Genomic DNA, 18,900 nt, shown 5'->3' with positions numbered 1-18,900 from the left:
GCGTCCGTCGGCGCGATGTGTGTAAGGAGCTCCTGCCGTGACCACCCCCCAGCAGACCAGGACCGGCGCCACCCTCGACGTCGACCACAGTGACGCCTTCTACCGCGACTGGCTGAAAGAGGCCGTCCGCAAGGTCCAGGCGGACGCCAACCGCTCGGCCGACACCCACCTGCTCCGTTTCCCGCTCCCCGACGGCTGGGGCGTCGACCTGTACCTCAAGGACGAGTCGACCCACCCCACGGGCAGCCTCAAGCACCGCCTCGCCCGCTCGCTGTTCCTCTACGGCCTGTGCAATGGCTGGATCCGGCCGGACCGCCCGGTGATCGAGGCGTCGAGCGGCTCCACCGCCGTGTCCGAGGCGTACTTCGCCAAGCTGATCGGCGTCCCGTTCATCGCCGTGATGCCCCGCACCACGAGCGCCGAGAAGATCCGCCTCATCGAGTTCCACGGCGGCGGCTGCCACTTCGTCGACGACCCGCGCACCATGTACGAGGAGTCGGCCCGCCTCGCGGCGGACACCGGCGGCCACTACATGGACCAGTTCACCTACGCCGAGCGGGCCACCGACTGGCGCGGGAACAACAACATCGCCGAATCCGTCTTCCGTCAGCTGGAGTCGGAGCGGTTCCCGGAGCCCGCCTGGATCGTCGCCACGGCCGGCACCGGCGGCACCTCCGCGACCATCGCCCGGTACGTCCACTACACCCAGCGCGACACCCGCATCTGCGTCGCCGACCCCGAGAACTCCTGTTTCTTCGAGGGCTGGACCACCGGCGATCCCGACGTCACCTACGACTGCGGCTCCCGCATCGAGGGCATCGGCCGGCCCCGGATGGAGCCGAGCTTCGTACCGGGTGCCATCGACCGCATGATGAAGGTCCCGGACGCGGCCAGCGTCGCCGCCGTACGGGCCCTGGAGCAGGCCATCGGCCGCAAGGCGGGCGGCTCCACGGGCACCGGGCTGTGGAGCGCCCTCAAGATCGTCGCCGAGATGGTCGCCGACGGCCGGCGCGGCAGCGTGGTCACCCTGCTGTGCGACCCCGGCGACCGCTACCTCGACAAGTACTACTCCGACGCCTGGCTGGCCGAACAAGGTCTGGACATCGCGCCCTACACGGCGGCCATCGAGTCGCTCCTGGCGACCGGCGTCTGGCCGGAATGAGCCGGGCGGGCCGTCCTACGACCCCGTCGCGAGCCGTCGTTCCAGCCGGCCCATCGCATCCCGGAACGACAGTCCGAGCCCCGGCCCCGCCAGCCGCAGCGCACCCCGCACCACCGCGGGCCCGTCCGCGGCGAACGTCCACCGCACCCGGGTCCCTGCCCCGGCCGGCGCGAGCCGCCACTCCTCGACCAGTGCCCGCACCCCCGGCGCGTTGGTGACGTCCACCCGGTAGGCGTACAGCTCCGGCTCCTTCGCCGCGAGGACCGTCTCCCGGAACCGTGTGCCGCCCCGCAGCCGTACGTCCCGCCCCGCCCCTTCGTCGAGAGGCTCGGCCGAGGAGACCGCCGGGAACCACACGGCCCAGCCCGAGACGTCCGAGGCCAGCGCATGGAAGACCCGCTCCGGCGCGGCGGACAGGTCACGGGTGAAACCCAGCCGGACGGGAGCGGCCCCGACGAAGTCGAGGCCCTCGGCACGCAGACGACGGACCATGGCGACACGGACCCCCTCGGTCGACGGACCCGCCACCCTAGCCGTCACCCCGTCAGATGTCTTCCCCCGCACCGTTCTCGCCGGCCACCACCAGCCGCCGCAGATGCTCGGAGATCTCCGCACGGGCCGCGCCCGGCAGCCCGGCGTCCGTGACCAGGGTGTCGACCTGCTCCAGGGCGGCGAACGAACTCAGGCCCACCACACCCCACTTGGTGTGGTCAGCGACCACCACGACCCGGCGCGCCGACTGCACCAGACGCCGGTTGGTCTCGGCCTCCGCCAGGTTCGGCGTGGACAGCCCCGCCTCGGTCGATATCCCGTGCACACCGAGGAACAGCAGATCGAAGTGGAGCGCCGCGATGGCCTGGTCGGCGACCGGGCCCACCAGCGAGTCCGACGGGGTGCGCACCCCACCGGTCAGCACCACCGTCGCCGCGCCCTGCCGGGGACCCGAGGTGCGCTGCGCCACGTGGAAGACATCGGCCACCCGCACCGAGTTCGTCACCACGGTCAGGTCCGGCACCTCCAGCAGCTGGTGCGCCAGCGCGTAGGTCGTCGTACCGCCCGACAGCGCGATCGCGCTCCCCGGTGCGACCAGCTCCGCTGCGGCCCGGGCGATGTCCTCCTTGGCGGTCAGCTCCAGTCCCGACTTCGCCTCGAAGCCGGGCTCGTGCGTGCTCGCCTCCACCACCGGCACCGCGCCGCCGTGCACCTTCTCCAGCACACCCTGCCGGGCCAGCGCGTCCAGGTCACGCCGGACCGTCATGTCCGACACGCCGAGCTTGCGGGTCAGCTCGTTGACACGGACGCCGCCCCGGCGGCGCACCTCGTCCAGGATCAGGGAGCGGCGCTGCTCCGCGAGGAGGTTCTGATTCTCGCTCACGTACGCTCCGGTCCTTTCCTCGAACGGCTCGACAGGCCTGCTCACCTGCTGCGACGAGAGAATTCTCGCCCTTCCCGGGTGCGCGGGCGTCCCATCCTCGCACGACAGGACCCCGACCGTGCCAGCACCCCGACGCGTGCATGCCAGCCAGGGGCTGTGATGTTCCTGTGTCGCACGGATCGGGGAGATTCGGTGTGCCGGGGTGTGGACGCCCTCCGGAGCGGAGATCCTGTGCCCGCACGAGGACAGGGAAGCGGCGTGTCATGGGGGAAGTGCGAACGGTGGAATGTTCTTCGACGGGCGGAGCGGCCCTGGAACTCCTGGTCCACGGCGTCGGTGGCGCCACGCCCGAGAAGATGCTGAACGATCCGCGCACGGTGCGGATCACCGGCGACGAGACGGCGGCGGTCTACCGGCGCGCCGAGGACGCCGACGCGGACGCCCCGGCGGCCGACGCCAACGCACCCTCCGGCGATCACGTCGGGCGTCCGGTCCCGGAGGCGTACGTCTGGTCCAACCTGACCTCCGGCAACGGCACCCGTGCACTGTGGCTGCTGCTGTTGCCGTTCATGGTGGTCAACCTCGCCCACTGGATGCGCCCGGCCGCCCGCGAGGGCACCCGCGGGGTCCGCCTCTACGGCCTGCTCGTCCGGCTCGCGGGCCTCAGCCTGACGGTCCTCCTCGTCGCGGCGGCCTGCGAGGTCGCCCTCGACCTCACCGCCTGGCAGTGCGCCGGCACCCGCGCGTGCGCCGTCCGCCACTCCTGGCTGCGCTTTCTGTCCCCCAGCGGCTCGCACGGCGGCTGGTGGAGCCCGCCGGGCCGCCGCCTCGCCCTCGCGGCCCTGGTCCCGACCGCCCTGACCGGCCTCCTCTGGTACCTCTCCCACCGCACCTGGCGGGCGTACGAGTCCCAGGAGCCCCTCGATCGCGCTCCCGAGCCGGAGCGCGGCCCCGCCCACACCGCGCTGAGCCGCCCCGGCTTCTGGTACGGCCGCCGTCTCGTCGCCCGACTGCGCGCCGCCCACAGCGCGGCGGGCCTGTTCACGGTGGCGGCGGCGGTCGGTACGGCGGCGGCCCGCGAGGACCACCGCCCCGGTGGCCCGGCCGTCCTGGACGTGCTCGGCCGGCTGCTGGAGGTGTCCCTGGCCGCCGGAGCGCTCGCCGTGGTCTGGGTGGTGTGCCGGCGCGGCCGCAGCGAGCACCGCCTCGACCGCACCCTCGACGCCCACCTGGTCCACCGCCTCCCCCTCACCGCCCTCGCCGTCCTCGCCCTCACCCTCGTCTACGCCGCCTGGAGCCGCCCCGACTGGCACTCCTCCGGCCGCCTGGCGGGCGACACGACCTTCGGGGCCCTCGCCGTGGCCCAGGGCACCCTCGTCCTCGCCCTGGCAGCCGTGGCCCACGCCTTGCGCCGGGGCCCGAGGGCCGGCACGGGACGGGGGAGGGACGCGGGCCCTGGAGGGGGTGCCGAGGCTGTCTTGCGTCGGCAGGGAGGGGCGGCTGATTCTGGCGTACCGCCGCAGGGAGGGGTGACCGACTCCGCCGTGCCCCCGCGGGGAGCGGCGGCGGACTTCGCCGTATCCCCGGCTCACCCCGTCCCGCACTCCGCCCGTACCCTCGTACCCCCGGCCGGTCGCCTCGCCTCGGGTGTCCCGCGTGCGGGCGAAACGGGCGCGTCGGACGGCCCGGCCGGGAGTGCGGTGGGGCCGGATCCGGTGGGTCCGGCCGCCGGGGCCGGGTCGGCGGGCGGTGAGCGGTCCGCGTTGCGGGGGCTGGGTGGGCCCGCCGTCGTGATGCTGGCCTGTGCGCTGGGCGGGGTGATGTCCGGCGGGGTGGCCCAGCGGGTCTCGGACTGGCTGGACGGGACCGGGACCTCCATCGACGGCCCGCCGGTGCTGCTGACCTGGCAGGCGTCCGTGATCCCCGTGCTGCTCGTCGTCCTGGCGGTGCTGTGCGGGCTGCTCGGCCGGCGGACCTGGCTGCTCACCCGGGCCGAGCGGGCGGCGGTGGTCCGCGAGTACCGGGCCGACCCCGGCGACCCGGCCCGTACCGGCCGTATCGCCCGTACCCGGTCGATGGCCACGCTCACCGACCGCGCCCCCCTCCTCGTCGCCGTGACCGCCGGCTCGACCCTGCTCCTCGGCGCGGGCGCCCTCGTCGGAGCCTTCGCGAGCGGCGAGACCCCGGTCCGGGCGACGGCGGCGGCCGGCCCCTTCGTCCAGGGCGCCGCCCAGGCCGCGCAGGCCCTCGGCTCCTGGCTGATCGGCCTCGGCTTCATCCTGTTCGTCACCTGGGGCCGGCGCGCCTACAAGGACGCCTCCGCACGCCGCACCATCGGCATCCTCTGGGACGTGGGCACCTTCTGGCCGCGCGCCGCGCACCCCTTCGCCCCGCCCTGCTACGCCGAGCGCGCGGTGCCCGACCTCACCTGGCGGATGACCGGCTGGACCCGGGCCACCGGCGGCCGGCTCGTCATCTCCGGGCACTCCCAGGGCAGCGTCCTCGCCGCGGCCGCCGCCTGGCAGCTGAAACCGTCCGACCGCAGACGGGTCGCCCTGCTGACCTACGGCTCCCCGATCGAGCGCCTCTACGGCCGCTGGTTCCCCGCCCACTTCGGCCCGGCCGCGCTCGCCGCCCTGCACCGGGACATCGACTGCTGGCGCAACCTGTACCGGCTCACCGACCCCATCGGCGGCCCGGTGCGCCTGACCGGCGACGACTGCGGCCCCGAGGTGGACCGCGCCCCCCTCGCGGACCCCCTGGCGTACGGCCGCACCGCCGAGCACCCGCTGCCCGCGCCCGTCCTCGGCCACTCCGACTACCAGGCGGACCCGGCCTTCGCGGAGGAACGCGCCCGCCTGCTGGCCCGGCTGAGCCCGGACCTGCCCGGGCAGCGCGCCTGAGCGGGGTCAGGGCAGCTCGGGCAGGTCCTCCACGAACAGCAGGGTCAGATCGTCCGTGCTGGGCTCCGCGAGCTGCGCGACCCGGCTCGCGTGCCGCTCCACCATCGCCTCGAACGTCTGGCGAGCCGTACGTCCGTTGCCGAAGGCGGCACCCTTGGGGATCTCGGTGAAGTACTTCTGCAGGGCCTCGGCGCTGCCCGGCGCCAGCCGGTACTCGTGCTCCTCGGCCTGCTGCTCCACGATCCGCAGCAGCTCGTCCGGGCCGTAGTCGCCGAAGGTGATGGTCCGTGAGAAACGGGACGCCACCCCGGGGTTGACCGTCAGGAACCGCTCCATCTCGGCCGTGTAGCCCGCCACGATCACCACCACGGAGTCCCGGTGGTCCTCCATCAGCTTCACCAGCGTGTCGATGGCCTCCTTGCCGAAGTCCCGGCCCGCGTCCTCCGGCGACAGCGCGTACGCCTCGTCGATGAACAGCACCCCGCCGTGCGCCCGCTGGAACGCCTCCTGGGTACGGATGGCGGTGGAGCCGATGTGCTCGCCGACGAGGTCGACCCGGGAGACCTCGACGAGATGGCCCTTCTCCAGCACCTCCAGCGCGGCGAGGATCTCGCCGTACAGGCGCGCGACCGTCGTCTTGCCGGTGCCGGGGGAGCCCGTGAACACCAGATGGCGCTTGACCGAGGCCGCCTTCAGGCCCGCCCGCTGCCGGCGCCGGCCCACCTCGATCATGTCGGTCAGCGCCCGCACCTCGCGCTTGACGCTCTCCAGACCCACCAGCGCGTCGAGTTCGCCCAGCACGTCGATCGACGTCCGCACCGACACCTCCGTCCCGGCCTCGGCCGACGCCGTCTGCGGCTCCGGCACGGTCACCCGCTGCTCGGGGATCGGACCGAGCAGACCGACCGCGGAAGGGGTCGTCTGCACGGCCGTCTCCCGGCTCGCCGCGGTCCGCAGACCGGCGCTCTCGTCGCTGGTGCAGTCCTCGACCACGGCTCCCGCACCGGGCGCCCCGTCGGCCCCGGTCTCCGCGAACTCGTACCCCCCGCGGGCGCAGCGCTCCGTGCGGCATCTGCGCAGGGTCGCCCGGCAACCGTCTATCACGTGGAAGCCGTAGCCCCCGCTGTCGGTGACCCGGCAGTTCAGGAAGCTGCCCCGGCCCCCGGCGGAGACGTAGAAACCGGCCTCGGCGGGGGAGGTGACCGTGCAGCGCTCGATCGTGGGGTCGGCGCCCTTGGTGACGATCACCCCGGTTTGGACGCCGTCCACCGTGCAGTTGTTGAGGGTGCCGCCGCTGCCGTGGTCGCGGAACCAGGCGCCGGTCGCGGCCTCGCGGATCCGGCAGTCGTCGAGCTGGGCGGTCGCGCCGTCGCTCACCGACACGGCCGTGTTGCGCACCTGCGCCAGATCGCTGTCGATGACGTCCGCGCGCGAGCCGCGGTCGAGGACGAACAGCGCGTCCGGCACGTCGTGCACCCGGCAGGAGTCGAGGACGGCGGTCGCGCCGTCGCTGACCCATACGGCCGGGTAGTCGCCGGTGCTGTCGAAGATCTCGCACTGGTTGGCGTCGACCCGGGTGCCCGGGTCCCACACCGACAGCCCGTTGCGGCCGAACTGACGCACCGTCGTGCGCGTCAGCGTCAGCACGGAGCGCGATCTGAGGTCGATCGCGTTCTCCGGGATGTCGTGGATACGGCAGTCGGCCAGTGTCAGCACCGCGTCCGTGTCGAGCGTGACCCCGTCGGCGGTGGTGCGGTGCACGGCGCTGTCGGTGAGGTGGGCGGTGGCCCGCGCGGTGATCTGCACCCCGCTGCCCCGGACCTCGTAGATCTCGCAACCCACCGCTTCCAGGCCGGAGTTGTCGCCGGTGACGCTCACCCCGGTGCCGGAGGCGTGATGAATCCGGGAGCGCTCGAGACGGGGGTGCGCGCCCCCGCGGACCAGGACGCCCGCCTGTCCGGCCGCGACGACCTCGCACTCCTCGAAGACCCCACCGCCGCCGTCGACCACGGCGATCCCGATGCCCGCCGGGTTGTCGACCGTGCACCGCCGCACCGTGGGACGGGCGTTGCCGCGCACCTCGATGCCGGCGGCGGACCGTGTGACGATCCGCAGGTCCAGCAGCTCGGGCGTGCCCTCCTCGACGAGGACCGCCGGGGCGGCCGCGTCCTGGCCCTCCACATGCAGATCCTGCACCACCGCCGACGCGCACACCGTCAGTGGCACCCCGTCGACGGGAGCGATCCGTACGGAGCCGGGCGAGCCCTCGGGGCCGCGCAGGGTCACCGACCGCTGCACGACGAGGTTCTCCCGGTAGGTTCCGGGAGCGATGGTGAGGACATCGCCCTCGGCCGCGGCCTCCAGGGCGGCGGCGAGCGATGCGTACTCACCCGTGCGGCGGCGCCACCTCGATGTGCCGGTGTGCGTCACCTGGACCGTGCCCTGTGCCATGGCGTTGATGTGCCCCCACCTCGTCGTACGCGGGTTTGATGCCGAATCATGCATCATCCGGCCGGACCACCGTAGCGTGCGCGCGGGCGGTGAGTTGACCACTGACCCAACGACGTCAGCTACCGGTACCTGTACGGCCCCAGTCCGGGCCCGCCCGGTCCCATGCCTGGTCCCAGCGGGCGTACCGGCGGCGGACCATGCGCCAGACGATCAGCCGTCTGCCGCCCTCGACCGCCCCGGCGGTCAGCAGGGCCGCGCCGAATCCGGCCAGCACCGCGTGTGTCGTCGCGGTGGCGGAGTCCAGCGGACGGGCCACGAGCGTGCCGTGCGCGTCCGTCCATATCGCGAAGTGGTCGCCGCGGTGGGGGGTCTTGAGGGCGGCCAGCACCGTGCCGTGCCGGTCGGTGCCGTCCGGGGCGGTCCAGTCGGCGACGACCCGGCTGCGGGCCTCCCGCCCGGAGGCGGCCTCGGGATCGGCCTCCAGCGCCGAGGAGCCCGACCTGCGCACGACGGTGGCCGTGATCTCGTGCCGGGCCTGGCGCTGCTCACGGACCGCCTGTTGCAGGGAGTCCTGGGCGACCGCGCCGGTCAGGGAGCCCACGACGGGCGCGACGAGGAGGATCAGCAGCAGCGCCGACAGCGCCACCCAACCCTCGACCAGATCCGTCCCGCGGCGCAGCGGATTGTGCCGCCAGCGCCAGATCCCACCGATCGCTCGCACCGTCCCGCACCCCCTTCCCGCTCCGTGATAACCCCCGCCGGAGCCGTTCACGCGGGAACCCGGGCGAAGAGAGAGCGAAATCACCCGCGCCCGGGGCCTTTCATGAACTTCTCACGACAGCCCAACGCTTGGGCACCCGGTGGAGGTTCCCGCGCTCGAGGCGGTGCGGAACGCGGCCGGATTCAGCCGGTCACCCGGACCGGGTCGCCGATCCGGACGGTGCCGCGGTGGAGGGGGACCAGGTTCTGGCCGAAGACGAGCCTGCCGTCGATCCGGCGGTGCCGGCCGAGGGTGTGCAGGGGTTCCCGGCCGCGCCCGGCGGTGGTCTGGTCGGTGGTGGTTACGACACACCGTCCGCAGGGCTTGGCGACCCGGAAGGCGACCTCGCCGATCTCCACCCGCGACCAGTCGTCCTCGGCCCAGGGTTCGGTGCCCGCCACGACCACGTTCGGCCGGAAGCGGTTCATCGGCAGCGGCCCCTCGGCGGCGTGATCGCCGTCGGCGACCAGCGCGTTGAGGGCGTCGAGCGAGGCGACCGTGGTGAGCAGCAGCGGATAGCCGTCGGCGAAGCCGACGGTCTCGCCGGGCAGCGCGTACGCCGGGTCGACGGGCCGGCGGGTCGCGGGATCGTCCATGTGGACCAGGCGGACGTCGACGCCGAGATACGCGCTGCACCAGGCATGCGCCTCGGCGTCGGCGAGGACCCCCTCCACCTTGTCCCGGAAGATCTCCAGCGTGACCGGCCCCACCGGCTCGGGCACCGCCACGGTCAGCGGCTCCAGCCCGGGTGCGGACAACCGGACGCCGCCGCCGGGCAGAAGCTCGACCGCGACCGGCGCCAGGCGTGGCTGCTGGCGTTGCGTGACGACCTTTCCCCCGTCGTCGATCAGCGCCCAGCGTCGGTCTCCGGCCAGCCCCCAGGGCTCCACGACGGCCTCCCGGGGCGCCTGGCCCCGGCACGCCTTGACCGGATAGCGATGGATGGACAGCAGTTCCGCGTTCCGCATGAGGTCATCCTGCCAGGTGGGCGGGGACGACCCCGGGGCGGATCAGTAGCCGCGGTACTGCTGGTTGTTGTACGGGTCCTGGTACTGCGGCGCGGCCGGCCGGGGAGCGGCGGGGCGCATGGCCTCGTACCCCATCCCGGGCGCCGCCGGGCGCGGCTGCTGGGCCATCTGCGGCATCTGCTGACCCGGGTAACCGCGGGGCGCGGCGGCCTGCGGCGGGATGTACGCCGCGGGCGCCTGCTGCAGCGGCGAGGGCTGCTGCGCCTGCGGGTAGCCGTACGACGCCTGCGACGGGCCCGCCGGAAGGGCGGGCAGTGCCGACGGCAGCGCGGGCAGGTTGCTGCTGCTCGGCGTGTCGTAGGCGGCGGGGACCCGGATCGGGGCGATCTGCGGGGTGCCTCGCTCAGCCACGAGCGAGTCGTAGATCGGGGTGTCCGGGAAGGCGGAGTAGTAGCCGCCATAGGTGGAGCGGGGGGAGGTCATGGCACATAAGTTAAGCCCACGATGTGCTGGTTGGGGAGACCGATAAGAGGGTTGATTTCCGTGTCGGCAGTGCCCTCGGATCCCCAATGCGAGCGAACGTGGGGAAAAGGGGCGTCGGACAGTGGCCTGATCGTGTAAAAGCCGAGTTCCGGGCGGGTTACCGGCGGGTCGGGAAGGGTCGTTCCTGTGCCTTTCCTGGGCCTGGACCATCCCGCGGAATAGGTTGACCGGGTAGACAACCGACAGGCGCCGGCACGCGGCCCGGCGCAGCGAGAGTCGAGGGGGCGGACATGTCGATGCCGAAGGGTTCCAACACCCCGGTGCCCACCGCGGCGCTACGGGTCGAGCTGGGCTGGCGCTCGGGGCCCGGGGTGCCCGACGCGGACGCCTCGGCGCTGCTGCTGGTGGGCGGGAAGGTGCGGTCCGACGCCGACTTCGTCTTCTACAACCAGCCGGCCCACTCCTCGGGCGCGGTCCGCCACGAGGGCAAGAGCGCGGCGGGCGGCCGGGTGACCGACACGCTGCTCGTCGACCTCGCGCGCGTGGAGCCCTCGGTCGAGACCGTCGTGCTGGCGGCCTCCGCCGACGGCGGCAGCTTCGCGCGCGTGCCCGACCTCTACATCGAGGTGCGGGACGCGGCGCAGGGCACCGTCGCCGCACGGTTCGACAGCACCGGCGCCACGGTCGAAACCGCTTTCGTGCTGGGCGAGTTCTACCGCCGTCAGGGAGCCTGGAAGTTCCGTGCCGTCGGGCAGGGGTACGCGACCGGCCTGGAGGGACTGGCCACGGACTTCGGCATCACCGTGGACGAGCCGCAGCACGCCGCCCCGCCGCAGCCCCAGTCCCCGCCGCCCACGGTTCAGGCGCCGCCGCCCCCGTCCGCCCAGCCGACCATGCCCGCGCTGCCGGTCACCGTGCCCCCGCCCGTCCACCCGGCGCCGCCCCCGCCGCCTGCCCCGCCCGCCGCCCCGGTCCGGCTGACCAAGGTGACGCTCACCAAGGCCGCCCCCGCGGTGTCCCTCGCCAAACAGGGCGGCACCTCGGGGGTCATGCGCGTGAACCTCAACTGGGAGGTGCGCAAGCAGTTCTCGGGCTGGGGCAGCAAGCGCGGCCGTGCCGTCGCCCTCCACAACGACCTCGACCTCGACCTGTGCGCCCTGTTCGAGCTCGCCGACGGCCGCAAGGGCGTCGTCCAGGCCCTCGGCAACGCCTTCGGAGCGCTGCACCAGCCGCCGTACATCCACCTCGACGGCGACGACCGCACCGGGGCCGTCGCCAGTGGCGAGAACCTCACCATCAACCTCGACCACAGGAACGACTTCCGGCGCATCCTCGTCTTCGTCACCATCTACGAAGGAGCCCGCTCCTTCGCCGACCTGCACGCGACGGTCACCCTGCAACCCCAGTTCGGCGCCCCGGTCGACTTCGCCCTCGACGAGTGCACCGTCCCCTCGACCGTGTGCGCGCTCGCGCTGATCACGCAGCAGGGAGACGATCTGATCGTCCAGCGCGAGGCCCGCTATCTCGTGCCCGACCGCGGGGTCAGCCCGCAGCGGACCGTCGACCGCGTCTACAACTGGGGCATGAACTGGACACCGGGCCGCAAATAGCCCCCTGCCCGGCGGGTCAGCCCTCGTCGGTCACGGTGTCCGGACGGGCGTAGGTGCGGCCCTTCCAGGCCGCGCCCCGCCCCCGGTGGTGCTGGACGGCGGAATCCACCGTCATCAGCAGGTACAGGAAGGCGGTGAACGGCAGCAGCGGCGCGAGCCACAGCGGCTGCCGGTAGTAGCGGAGCATCGGCACGTACGTCCCCGTCATCGCCAGCCACGCCAGTCCGCCGAGCAGCGCGACGGTCGTGGCGCCGGTGGCCAGCCCCGTGACCAGGGCCAGCGGCGGCACCAGGTACACCAGGGCCAGGCCGAGCACCGTACCGGCCAGGAGCAGGGGACTGTGCCGCAGTTGCGCGTAGGCGCTGCGCGAGACCATCCGCCACAGGTCGTGCAGCCTCGGATAGGGGCGCACACTGTCCACCCGTTCGGCCAGCCCCAGCCAGATGTGGCCGCCCGAACGCCTCACCGCGCGCGCGAGCGCCACGTCGTCGATGACCGCGTGCCGGATGGAGTCCGGGATCCGCGCGCGCTCGGCTGCCTCGGCGCGCAGCAGCACACAGCCGCCCGCCGCCGCCGCCGTCCGCGCCCCGCGCCGCGCGATCCGGCGGAACGGATACAGCTGGGCGAAGAAATAGACGAACGCCGGCACGACCAGCCGCTCCCACCGGCTCTCCACCCGCAGCCGCGCCATCTGCGACACGACGTCGAAGCCCCCGGTGCGCGCCGCCGCGACCAGCTCGCGCAGGCTGTCCGGCGCGTGCGCGATGTCGGCGTCCGTCAGCAGCAGGTACTCGGGCCCACGCGCGCGTGCCAGCGCGATGCCGTGCCGCACCGCCCACAGCTTCCCCGTCCAGCCCGCGGGCGGTTCGCCCGGCGAGCCGACGGTCAGCGGCAGCCCGCCGTGCCGCCGCGCGAGCTCACGCGCGAGGTCCCCGGTGCCGTCCGAGCTGCCGTCGTCGACGAGGAACACCTCGGCGCGCCCCGGGTAGTCCTGCGCGAGCAGCGACGGCAGGCTCGCGGGCAGCACCGCCGCCTCGTCGCGCGCGGGGACGACCACGCACACCGGCGGCCACTCCTCCGGTTCGCGCCGGGCCGGCAGCCTGACGTCCGTGCGCCAGAAGAAGCCCTGACAGAGCGACAGCCGCACCCAGGCGGCCAGGGACAGGGCGGCGATCCACACGACGGCGCTCACCCGCGCAGTCTGCCCCACCCCGCCGGTCCGCAGGAGCACATCGTCTATGGTGGCCGGGTGAAGATCGCGCTCATGGACTCCGGAATCGGGCTGCTGGCGGCCACCGCCGCGGTACGGCGTCTGCGGCCCGACGCCGATCTCGTGCTCTCCCTCGACCCCGACGGCATGCCCTGGGGCCCGCGTACCCCGCAGGACCTCACCGCGCGCGCGGTGGCCGTCGCCGAGGCGGCCGCCGCCCACCGCCCCGACGCCCTGATCGTCGGCTGCAACACCGCGACCGTGCACGCCCTGCCCGCTCTGCGCGCCCGCCTCGAGCCGGGCATCCCGGTCATCGGCACCGTCCCCGCGATCAAGCCGGCCGCGGCCGGTGGCGGCCCGGTCGCCATCTGGGCCACCCCCGCCACCACCGGCAGTCCCTACCAGCGCGGTCTGATCGAGGAGTTCGCCGGCGGTGTCACCGTCGCCGAGGTCCCCTGCTGGGGACTCGCCGAGGCCGTCGAACACGCGGACGAGACGGCGATCGCCTCCGCCGTGGCGGCCGCGGCCGCCCTCACCCCGGCGGATGTGACGACCGTCGTCCTGGGCTGCACCCATTACGAGCTGGTCGCCGACCGCATCCGCGCCGCCGTCCAGCGCCCCGGCCGGCCGCCCCTCGTCCTGCACGGCTCGGCCGGTGCCGTCGCCGCACAGGCCCTGCGCCGCATCGGGGCCCCGCCCGAGCCCGGGACGACCGGCCTCGGCTCCGTGACCGTGCTGCTCAGCGGCCGCGAGGGCGGCATCCCGCAGCCCGCCCTCGCCTACGCGGAGGGCCGGCTGCTCCAGGCCGTCACTCCCGCCCCGTGACCGGCGGTCACCGCCCGTAGCCCCGGTCCCGTGCGCCGCCCACTCGGCGCAGTCACCCTGTGCGACGCCCTACCCGCGCAGGGAAACCTGAGTAACCTCATGTATATGAGGGACCACTCCCACGTTCACCCCCCGGGCGAGGGCGGGGACACCCCGCATGCCGACGTGTGGACCGGCCGTGCCACCAACCGGTTCCAGTGGCTGCTCGCGCTGGTCGGCGCCGCCTGCATGGCGCTCGGCATCGAGCTGGCCGTCGACTCCGCCTGGACGTCCGGCACCGTTCCCCTCGTCATGTCCGTCGTCGGCTGCATCGCCGCCGGACTGCTGGTTCTCTTCGGCACCCTCGCCTTCGTCCATGTCGACCTCAAGCTCGACCAGGACGCGCTGGAGGTGCGCTGCGGCCACGTCGGCGTGCCCCGCCGCCGGATCCCGCTCTCGCATGTCGCCGGAGCCGACTTCGACCCCTGTGTCACCCCGCGGCACTGGGGCGGCTGGGGCTACCGCTGGCGCCCCGAGAAGGGCACCGCCGTCGTCGTACGCCGTGGCGAGGGGGTGGTGCTGCGGCTGTGGGACGGGCACACGTTCACGATCACCGTGGACGACGCCGAGTCCGCCGTGGAGGCCATCAGGGACAGGCTGCGGTCGCGGACGCCCGGCCCGGCGCTGTGACCCCGGCTCTCCCGGACGTCAGACGACAGGCCGGTCGCGTTCCCTGCGCGAGCCCGCCGGCGGCCCGGACACCGGCTCGTCCGCCAGCGGCCGGGCCGTCGCCAGGCCCGCCAGGAGGCCCGCACCCACCGACACCGTCGTGAAGCTCAGCGCGTTGCCGACGGCGGCGAGCGCCGCCAGGGCGGTGAGCGCGGCGCCCGCCGTGAGGACGACCGGCGTCGGACGGGGCGCGCGCCACAGCGCGAACAGCACCCAGCAGTACGCCGCCGCGAGCAGCAGCACCCCTACGACACCCTGTTCCGCCGCCAGCTGGAGGGGCGCCGAGTGCGGTTTGCCGTCGGAGAGCGTCGACTGGGCCGCCGTGGCGCTCAGCTCCCCGAAGCGGCCGGGCCCGACACCGAGCCCGGGGTGGTCGTGCGCCAGGTGCAGCGCGTCCCGCCAGAGGGCGACCCGGTGCGGTGTGAGCTGGTCGGCCAGCGAGGAGCCGAGGTCCGCGGGCAGTGCCTTCCCGGCGACCGCCCAGGTCAGACCGGTGACCGCGGCCGTGGCGAGGGCCAGACCGGCGAGGGCCGGACCCCGGTGGCGCATCCGCCCCGCGGCCAGCGAGCAGAGCAGGACGGCACAGCACGTCACGACCGCCGCGACCGAGCCCAGTACGGCCCCCGCCACCACCGCACCGCAGGCCGCCAGCCGCAGGGCGAGCCGCAGCAGCGGCACGGGCGTCGCCCAGGCGGCGCAGCACGCGGCACCGGCCGACAGCGAGAGCACCGCGGCGGTGGCACCCGCGTGGCCCAGGGGCGAGGCGATCTCCGGTCCGGGCGCGAGCCGGGGCAGGGCCACGGTCAGGGTGAGCCCGGCCAGGGCCGCGGCGCACGGCGCGGCCACCGGCAGCAGCACCCCGCAGATCCGCCCCGTGGCATAGCCGGCCGCGACGGCCAGCACCGCGAGCAGCACGCCCTCCGGACGGCCGCCGTGCACGGCCGCGCTGACCAGCGACCACGCGGCACAGGCCCCGAGCACGGCCGCCCCGACCGCGTCGGAGACGGTGCGTCTCTCCCCGTCGGCGTCCGCGGCCGCCGCCGATGTCATCCCCGTGGAACCCGTGGACCCCACCAGACCCCCCGAACCCGGTCGCCCCCCGGCCAGTGCCCCCCCCGGACGTCTGTGCGAACGGGGTTCTGGCACACCGTAACGGCTGATGGGCGGTTTGTGGATGAGCTGTGCCGGAGTTGTGCGCGACAGCGGTCCGCAGGTCGCCCCGAGGACCGTGCTGTCGGCCAAAAGGTGACCCGCCGTACACTCCCGGAGTGACCGTCACCGCAACTTCCGTGGGCCAGCCCGACCAGCTCGAGCCCCAGACCACGCCGGTTTCCCGCCGTGCGCGGCTGCTGCGCCTCCTGCCCGCCGCCGCGGCGGCGCTCGCCGGAGTGCTGCTCTACGTCAGCTTCCCGCCCCGGACCCTGTGGTGGCTGGCCCTGCCGGCCTTCGCGGTCTTCGGCTGGGTGCTGCGCGGCCGTACCTGGAAGGCGGCGCTCGGCCTCGGCTACCTGTTCGGCCTCGGCTTCCTGCTGCCGCTCCTCGTGTGGACCGGCGTCGAGGTCGGCCCCGGCCCCTGGCTCGCCCTGGTCGCCATCGAGGCGGTCTTCATCGCCCTGGTCGGTGTCGGAGTCGCCAAGGTCTCGAAGCTGCCGGCCTGGCCGGTGTGGGCGGCGGCCCTCTGGACGGCGGGCGAGGCCGCACGCGCGCGTGCGCCCTTCAACGGCTTCCCCTGGGGCAAGATCGCCTTCGGCCAGGCGGACGGTGTCTTCCTGCCGCTCGCCGCGCTCGGCGGCACCCCGGTCCTCGGTTTCGCCGTCGTCCTGTGCGGTTTCGGTCTGTACGAGACGGTCCGGCTGGTCCTGGACCGCCGGCGCACCGGTGAGGTCCGCAGGTCCGCCGCCGCCGTGGCCCTGCTCAGCCTGGCCGTCCCCGTCGGCGCCGCCCTGGCCTCGCGCGCCCTGGTGAGCGACAAGGCGGAGGACGGCACCGCGACCGTCGCCGTCATCCAGGGCAACGTGCCCCGCCTCGGCCTGGACTTCAACTCCCAGCGCCGCGCCGTCCTCGACTACCACGCGCGCGAGACGGAACGGCTGGCCGCCGAGGTCAGGGCGGGCAAGAAGCCGCAGCCCGACTTCGTGCTGTGGCCCGAGAACTCCTCCGACATCGACCCCTTCGCCTACGCCGACGCGGCCGCCGTCATCGACAAGGCCGCCAAGGCCGTCGGGGTGCCCATCTCGGTCGGCGGAGTCGTCGAACGCGACGGCAAGCTCTACAACGAGCAGATCCTCTGGGACCCCGAGAAGGGCCCCACCCAGACCTATGACAAGCGGCAGATCCAGCCGTTCGGCGAGTACCTCCCGCTGCGCTCCCTGATCGGCGCGATCAACAGCGAGTGGACCTCGATGGTCCGCCAGGACTTCAGCCGGGGCACCAAGCCGGGCGTGTTCACCATGGACGACACCAAGGTGGGCCTGGTCACCTGCTACGAGGCCGCCTTCGACTGGGCGGTGCGCTCCGAGGTCACCGACGGCGCCCAGCTGATCTCCGTGCCGAGCAACAACGCCACCTTCGACCGCAGCGAGATGACCTACCAGCAGCTCGCCATGTCCCGCGTCCGCGCCGTCGAGCACAGCCGCACCGTGACCGTGCCCGTCACCAGCGGCGTCAGCGCGATCATCATGCCGGACGGCAGGATCACCCAGAAGACCGGCATGTTCGTCGCGGACAACCTGGTGCAGAAGGTGCCGCTGCGGTCCTCCGAGACGCCCGCGACCCGGCTCGGGATCCTCCCGGAGATCGCCCTCGTGCTCGTCGCCGCGGGCGGTCTGGGCTGGGCGGTCGCCGCGGGCGTCCGCGCCCGGCGGGGTGTCGGCACCCAGGCGTAGTCAGGCGGGGGACCGGTCCGGTTAGGGTCGGTCCCATGCCGACTCCTGAGTTCATCACCGAGATCCGGGCCTCCGCCGGCCACCAGCTCCTGTGGCTCCCCGGCGTCAGCGCCGTCGTCTTCGACGACCGGGGACGCGTCCTGCTGGGACAGCGCGCGGACAACCGCCAGTGGACCGTGATCACCGGCATCCCGGACCCGGGCGAGCAGCCCGCGGACTGCGCCGTGCGGGAGGTCGAGGAGGAGACGGGCGTGCACTGCGTGCCCGAACGCATCGTCCTGATCCGTTCCGGGCGGCGGGTCGAGTACCCCAACGGCGACCAGTGCCAGTTCATGGACGTCACCTTCCGCTGCCGGGCGACCGGCGGCGAGGCGCGGGTCAACGACGACGAGTCCGTCCAGGTCGGCTGGTTCGAGGTGGACGCGCTGCCGCCGATGCACGAACGCCAGGTGTTCCGCATCAAGCAGGCGCTCTCCGACGAACCCACGTGGTTCGAGACCACGGCGGCCGAGTGAGGCGTCGGAGCCGGCCCACCCGCCGGAGTTGTCCACAGGGCTGACCGAGCGAGCCGGTCATGCGGGATCCTGGGCACGGTCCCGCGATCACACGGAAGGCGCGCGACCGCCCTCGACACCGCCGACGCGCCGTTCCTCGAGCTGCTCGCCCGCAGCGCGGACGCCGAGGCGTACGAGCGGCCGGTGTCGCTCGCCCGCGCCGAGGGACGGCCGACCGAGCAGGTCGCGGCGCTGGAGCGGGCCAGAGTGCCGGCGCCGCGTGCGCGCCGAGCCGGAGGGCCGGCGCCGCCGGGAGGCCGGGCTGTCGGCGCTGGTCGAGACGGCTCACGATCGTGGCGAGGCTGCGCGACGCGGACGCCGTGCTGCGGGCGATCGCGCAGCGTGCCCGCTCCCTGCCCGGCACCGACGTCGCCTGCCTCAGCCTCAACGACCCGGACCGCGGCGACACCTGTCTGCGGGTCACCGCGGGCTCGGTGGCCGCTCGCTTCCGGCAACTGCGCCTGGACATGGAGGAAGGGCTCGGCGGCCTGGTCGCCCGGACCGCCCGCCCGTACGTCACCGACGACTCCCCGCGTGACGACCGCTTCCGGCACACGGCGACCATCGACGCGGGCGTGTGCGACGAGGGCCCGGTCGCGCTCCTCGGGGTGCCGCTGTCCCTGGCCCGTTTCTTCTCCGACCTCGACGCCACCCATGTCGTCCCCGCCGCCCGGCCTGACGCCACCACCTCCGACGCCGACCAGGAGGCGCGCGCCCGACGGCGCCTGTGGTCCGCCGCCTCCCACCTCGCGGCGACCCGGCAGGGCCTCGCCGCCGCCCGCGACGGCGGCACGGTCCTGCCGCTGCCCCTGGAACCGGGCGACACCGCCACGGACCGGTTGGATGCCCTTGACCAGACCGACGGCGGCCGGTCCGAGGCCGTGGGCGGTGAACAGCAGGGGGAGGAAGCCCGAGGGCGGCTCCTCTCCGGCGCCGCCCACGCGCTGGCCGCGCCCGTCCTTGCCCGCACCCTCGACGGCACCCGGCCCGTTCTGTGTCTTGTCTC

Annotated in this window: 15 protein-coding genes and 1 pseudogene; 8 read left to right on the top strand and 8 right to left on the bottom strand. The window is 74.0% G+C overall.

Annotated elements, in window-relative coordinates; all coding sequences use genetic code 11:
• The first annotated feature begins 37 nt into the window (after positions 1–37).
• The gene (cds1, locus tag ACYQ8Q_RS03815; RefSeq protein WP_460061861.1) at positions 38–1,162 is read left to right on the top strand and encodes an L-cysteine desulfhydrase Cds1; all 1,125 of its coding nucleotides are present in this window, start codon (positions 38–40) and stop codon (positions 1,160–1,162) included.
• A 15-nt stretch (positions 1,163–1,177) separates the two neighbouring features.
• On the opposite strand, the gene ACYQ8Q_RS03810 is transcribed toward cds1, so the two are convergent.
• Positions 1,178–1,654: an SRPBCC family protein gene (locus ACYQ8Q_RS03810; protein ID WP_460061860.1), complete on the bottom strand. Its 477-nt coding sequence runs from the start codon at positions 1,652–1,654 to the stop codon at positions 1,178–1,180.
• A gap of 52 nt (positions 1,655–1,706) precedes the next feature.
• Positions 1,707–2,537 (bottom strand): DeoR/GlpR family DNA-binding transcription regulator, encoded by an 831-nt coding sequence (locus ACYQ8Q_RS03805; RefSeq protein ID WP_055634132.1) that lies wholly within the window; start codon positions 2,535–2,537, stop codon positions 1,707–1,709.
• A 263-nt stretch (positions 2,538–2,800) separates the two neighbouring features.
• On the opposite strand from ACYQ8Q_RS03805, the gene ACYQ8Q_RS03800 reads away from it, so the two are divergent.
• Positions 2,801–5,440: a hypothetical protein gene (locus tag ACYQ8Q_RS03800; RefSeq protein WP_460061858.1), complete on the top strand. Its 2,640-nt coding sequence runs from the start codon at positions 2,801–2,803 to the stop codon at positions 5,438–5,440.
• A gap of 6 nt (positions 5,441–5,446) precedes the next feature.
• Here the strand turns inward: ACYQ8Q_RS03800 and ACYQ8Q_RS03795 are convergent, their stop codons facing one another.
• From ACYQ8Q_RS03795 to ACYQ8Q_RS03780, 4 genes are all read right to left on the bottom strand, one after another.
• Positions 5,447–7,891, bottom strand: a complete 2,445-nt coding sequence (locus tag ACYQ8Q_RS03795; protein WP_460061857.1) for a right-handed parallel beta-helix repeat-containing protein — start codon at positions 7,889–7,891, stop codon at positions 5,447–5,449.
• 115 nt (positions 7,892–8,006) lie between these two features.
• Positions 8,007–8,612: an Rv1733c family protein gene (locus ACYQ8Q_RS03790; protein ID WP_460061854.1), complete on the bottom strand. Its 606-nt coding sequence runs from the start codon at positions 8,610–8,612 to the stop codon at positions 8,007–8,009.
• 182 nt (positions 8,613–8,794) lie between these two features.
• Complete coding sequence (locus tag ACYQ8Q_RS03785; RefSeq protein ID WP_460061852.1) at positions 8,795–9,619, bottom strand: MOSC domain-containing protein; 825 nt, start codon at positions 9,617–9,619, stop codon at positions 8,795–8,797.
• Positions 9,620–9,661: 42 nt separating this feature from the next.
• Positions 9,662–10,102 carry a DUF6643 family protein gene (locus tag ACYQ8Q_RS03780; RefSeq protein ID WP_460061851.1) on the bottom strand — a complete coding sequence of 147 codons (441 nt, stop codon included), beginning with the start codon at positions 10,100–10,102 and terminating at the stop codon, positions 9,662–9,664.
• A 296-nt stretch (positions 10,103–10,398) separates the two neighbouring features.
• On the opposite strand from ACYQ8Q_RS03780, the gene ACYQ8Q_RS03775 reads away from it, so the two are divergent.
• Positions 10,399–11,712, top strand: coding sequence for a TerD family protein (locus ACYQ8Q_RS03775; RefSeq protein ID WP_460073158.1), 1,314 nt, complete (start codon positions 10,399–10,401; stop codon positions 11,710–11,712).
• Between the two features lie 16 nt (positions 11,713–11,728).
• On the opposite strand, the gene ACYQ8Q_RS03770 is transcribed toward ACYQ8Q_RS03775, so the two are convergent.
• The gene (locus ACYQ8Q_RS03770; RefSeq protein ID WP_460073156.1) at positions 11,729–12,922 is read right to left on the bottom strand and encodes a glycosyltransferase; all 1,194 of its coding nucleotides are present in this window, start codon (positions 12,920–12,922) and stop codon (positions 11,729–11,731) included.
• A 39-nt stretch (positions 12,923–12,961) separates the two neighbouring features.
• Between ACYQ8Q_RS03770 and ACYQ8Q_RS03765 the strand changes: the two genes are divergently transcribed.
• The gene (locus ACYQ8Q_RS03765) at positions 12,962–13,747 is read left to right on the top strand and encodes a glutamate racemase (protein ID WP_460061850.1); all 786 of its coding nucleotides are present in this window, start codon (positions 12,962–12,964) and stop codon (positions 13,745–13,747) included.
• Positions 13,748–13,852: 105 nt separating this feature from the next.
• Positions 13,853–14,416, top strand: coding sequence for a hypothetical protein (locus ACYQ8Q_RS03760; protein WP_460061849.1), 564 nt, complete (start codon positions 13,853–13,855; stop codon positions 14,414–14,416).
• An 18-nt stretch (positions 14,417–14,434) separates the two neighbouring features.
• Here the strand turns inward: ACYQ8Q_RS03760 and ACYQ8Q_RS03755 are convergent, their stop codons facing one another.
• Positions 14,435–15,505, bottom strand: coding sequence for an O-antigen ligase family protein (locus tag ACYQ8Q_RS03755; RefSeq protein ID WP_460061847.1), 1,071 nt, complete (start codon positions 15,503–15,505; stop codon positions 14,435–14,437).
• Positions 15,506–15,723: 218 nt separating this feature from the next.
• Between ACYQ8Q_RS03755 and lnt the strand changes: the two genes are divergently transcribed.
• The 3 genes and pseudogenes from lnt to ACYQ8Q_RS03740 all read left to right on the top strand — a co-directional run.
• Positions 15,724–17,340, top strand: a complete 1,617-nt coding sequence (gene lnt, locus ACYQ8Q_RS03750; protein WP_460061845.1) for an apolipoprotein N-acyltransferase — start codon at positions 15,724–15,726, stop codon at positions 17,338–17,340.
• Positions 17,341–17,375: 35 nt separating this feature from the next.
• Positions 17,376–17,855 carry an NUDIX hydrolase gene (locus tag ACYQ8Q_RS03745; protein WP_460061842.1) on the top strand — a complete coding sequence of 160 codons (480 nt, stop codon included), beginning with the start codon at positions 17,376–17,378 and terminating at the stop codon, positions 17,853–17,855.
• A 66-nt stretch (positions 17,856–17,921) separates the two neighbouring features.
• Positions 17,922–18,730: pseudogene (locus tag ACYQ8Q_RS03740) on the top strand (GAF domain-containing protein); the annotation flags it as partial.
• Between the last annotated feature and the right edge of the window lie 170 nt (positions 18,731–18,900).

It is taken from the genome of Streptomyces sp. YKOK-I1 (assembly GCF_054660435.1).
This window is presented reverse-complemented; position numbering and strand designations above follow the sequence as displayed.

Excerpts from the sequence above, each read along its gene's own strand:
- ACYQ8Q_RS03810 (WP_460061860.1), bottom strand. The coding sequence starts at position 1,654 with ATGGTCCGTCGTCTGCGTGCCGAGGGCCTCGACTTCGTCGGGGCCGCT.
- ACYQ8Q_RS03800 (WP_460061858.1), top strand. The coding sequence starts at position 2,801 with ATGGGGGAAGTGCGAACGGTGGAATGTTCTTCGACGGGCGGAGCGGCC.
- ACYQ8Q_RS03795 (WP_460061857.1), bottom strand. The coding sequence starts at position 7,891 with ATGGCACAGGGCACGGTCCAGGTGACGCACACCGGCACATCGAGGTGG.
- ACYQ8Q_RS03785 (WP_460061852.1), bottom strand. The coding sequence starts at position 9,619 with ATGCGGAACGCGGAACTGCTGTCCATCCATCGCTATCCGGTCAAGGCG.
- ACYQ8Q_RS03780 (WP_460061851.1), bottom strand. The coding sequence starts at position 10,102 with ATGACCTCCCCCCGCTCCACCTATGGCGGCTACTACTCCGCCTTCCCG.
- ACYQ8Q_RS03775 (WP_460073158.1), top strand. The coding sequence starts at position 10,399 with ATGCCGAAGGGTTCCAACACCCCGGTGCCCACCGCGGCGCTACGGGTC.
- ACYQ8Q_RS03760 (WP_460061849.1), top strand. The coding sequence starts at position 13,853 with ATGAGGGACCACTCCCACGTTCACCCCCCGGGCGAGGGCGGGGACACC.
- ACYQ8Q_RS03755 (WP_460061847.1), bottom strand. The coding sequence starts at position 15,505 with ATGACATCGGCGGCGGCCGCGGACGCCGACGGGGAGAGACGCACCGTC.
- ACYQ8Q_RS03745 (WP_460061842.1), top strand. The coding sequence starts at position 17,376 with ATGCCGACTCCTGAGTTCATCACCGAGATCCGGGCCTCCGCCGGCCAC.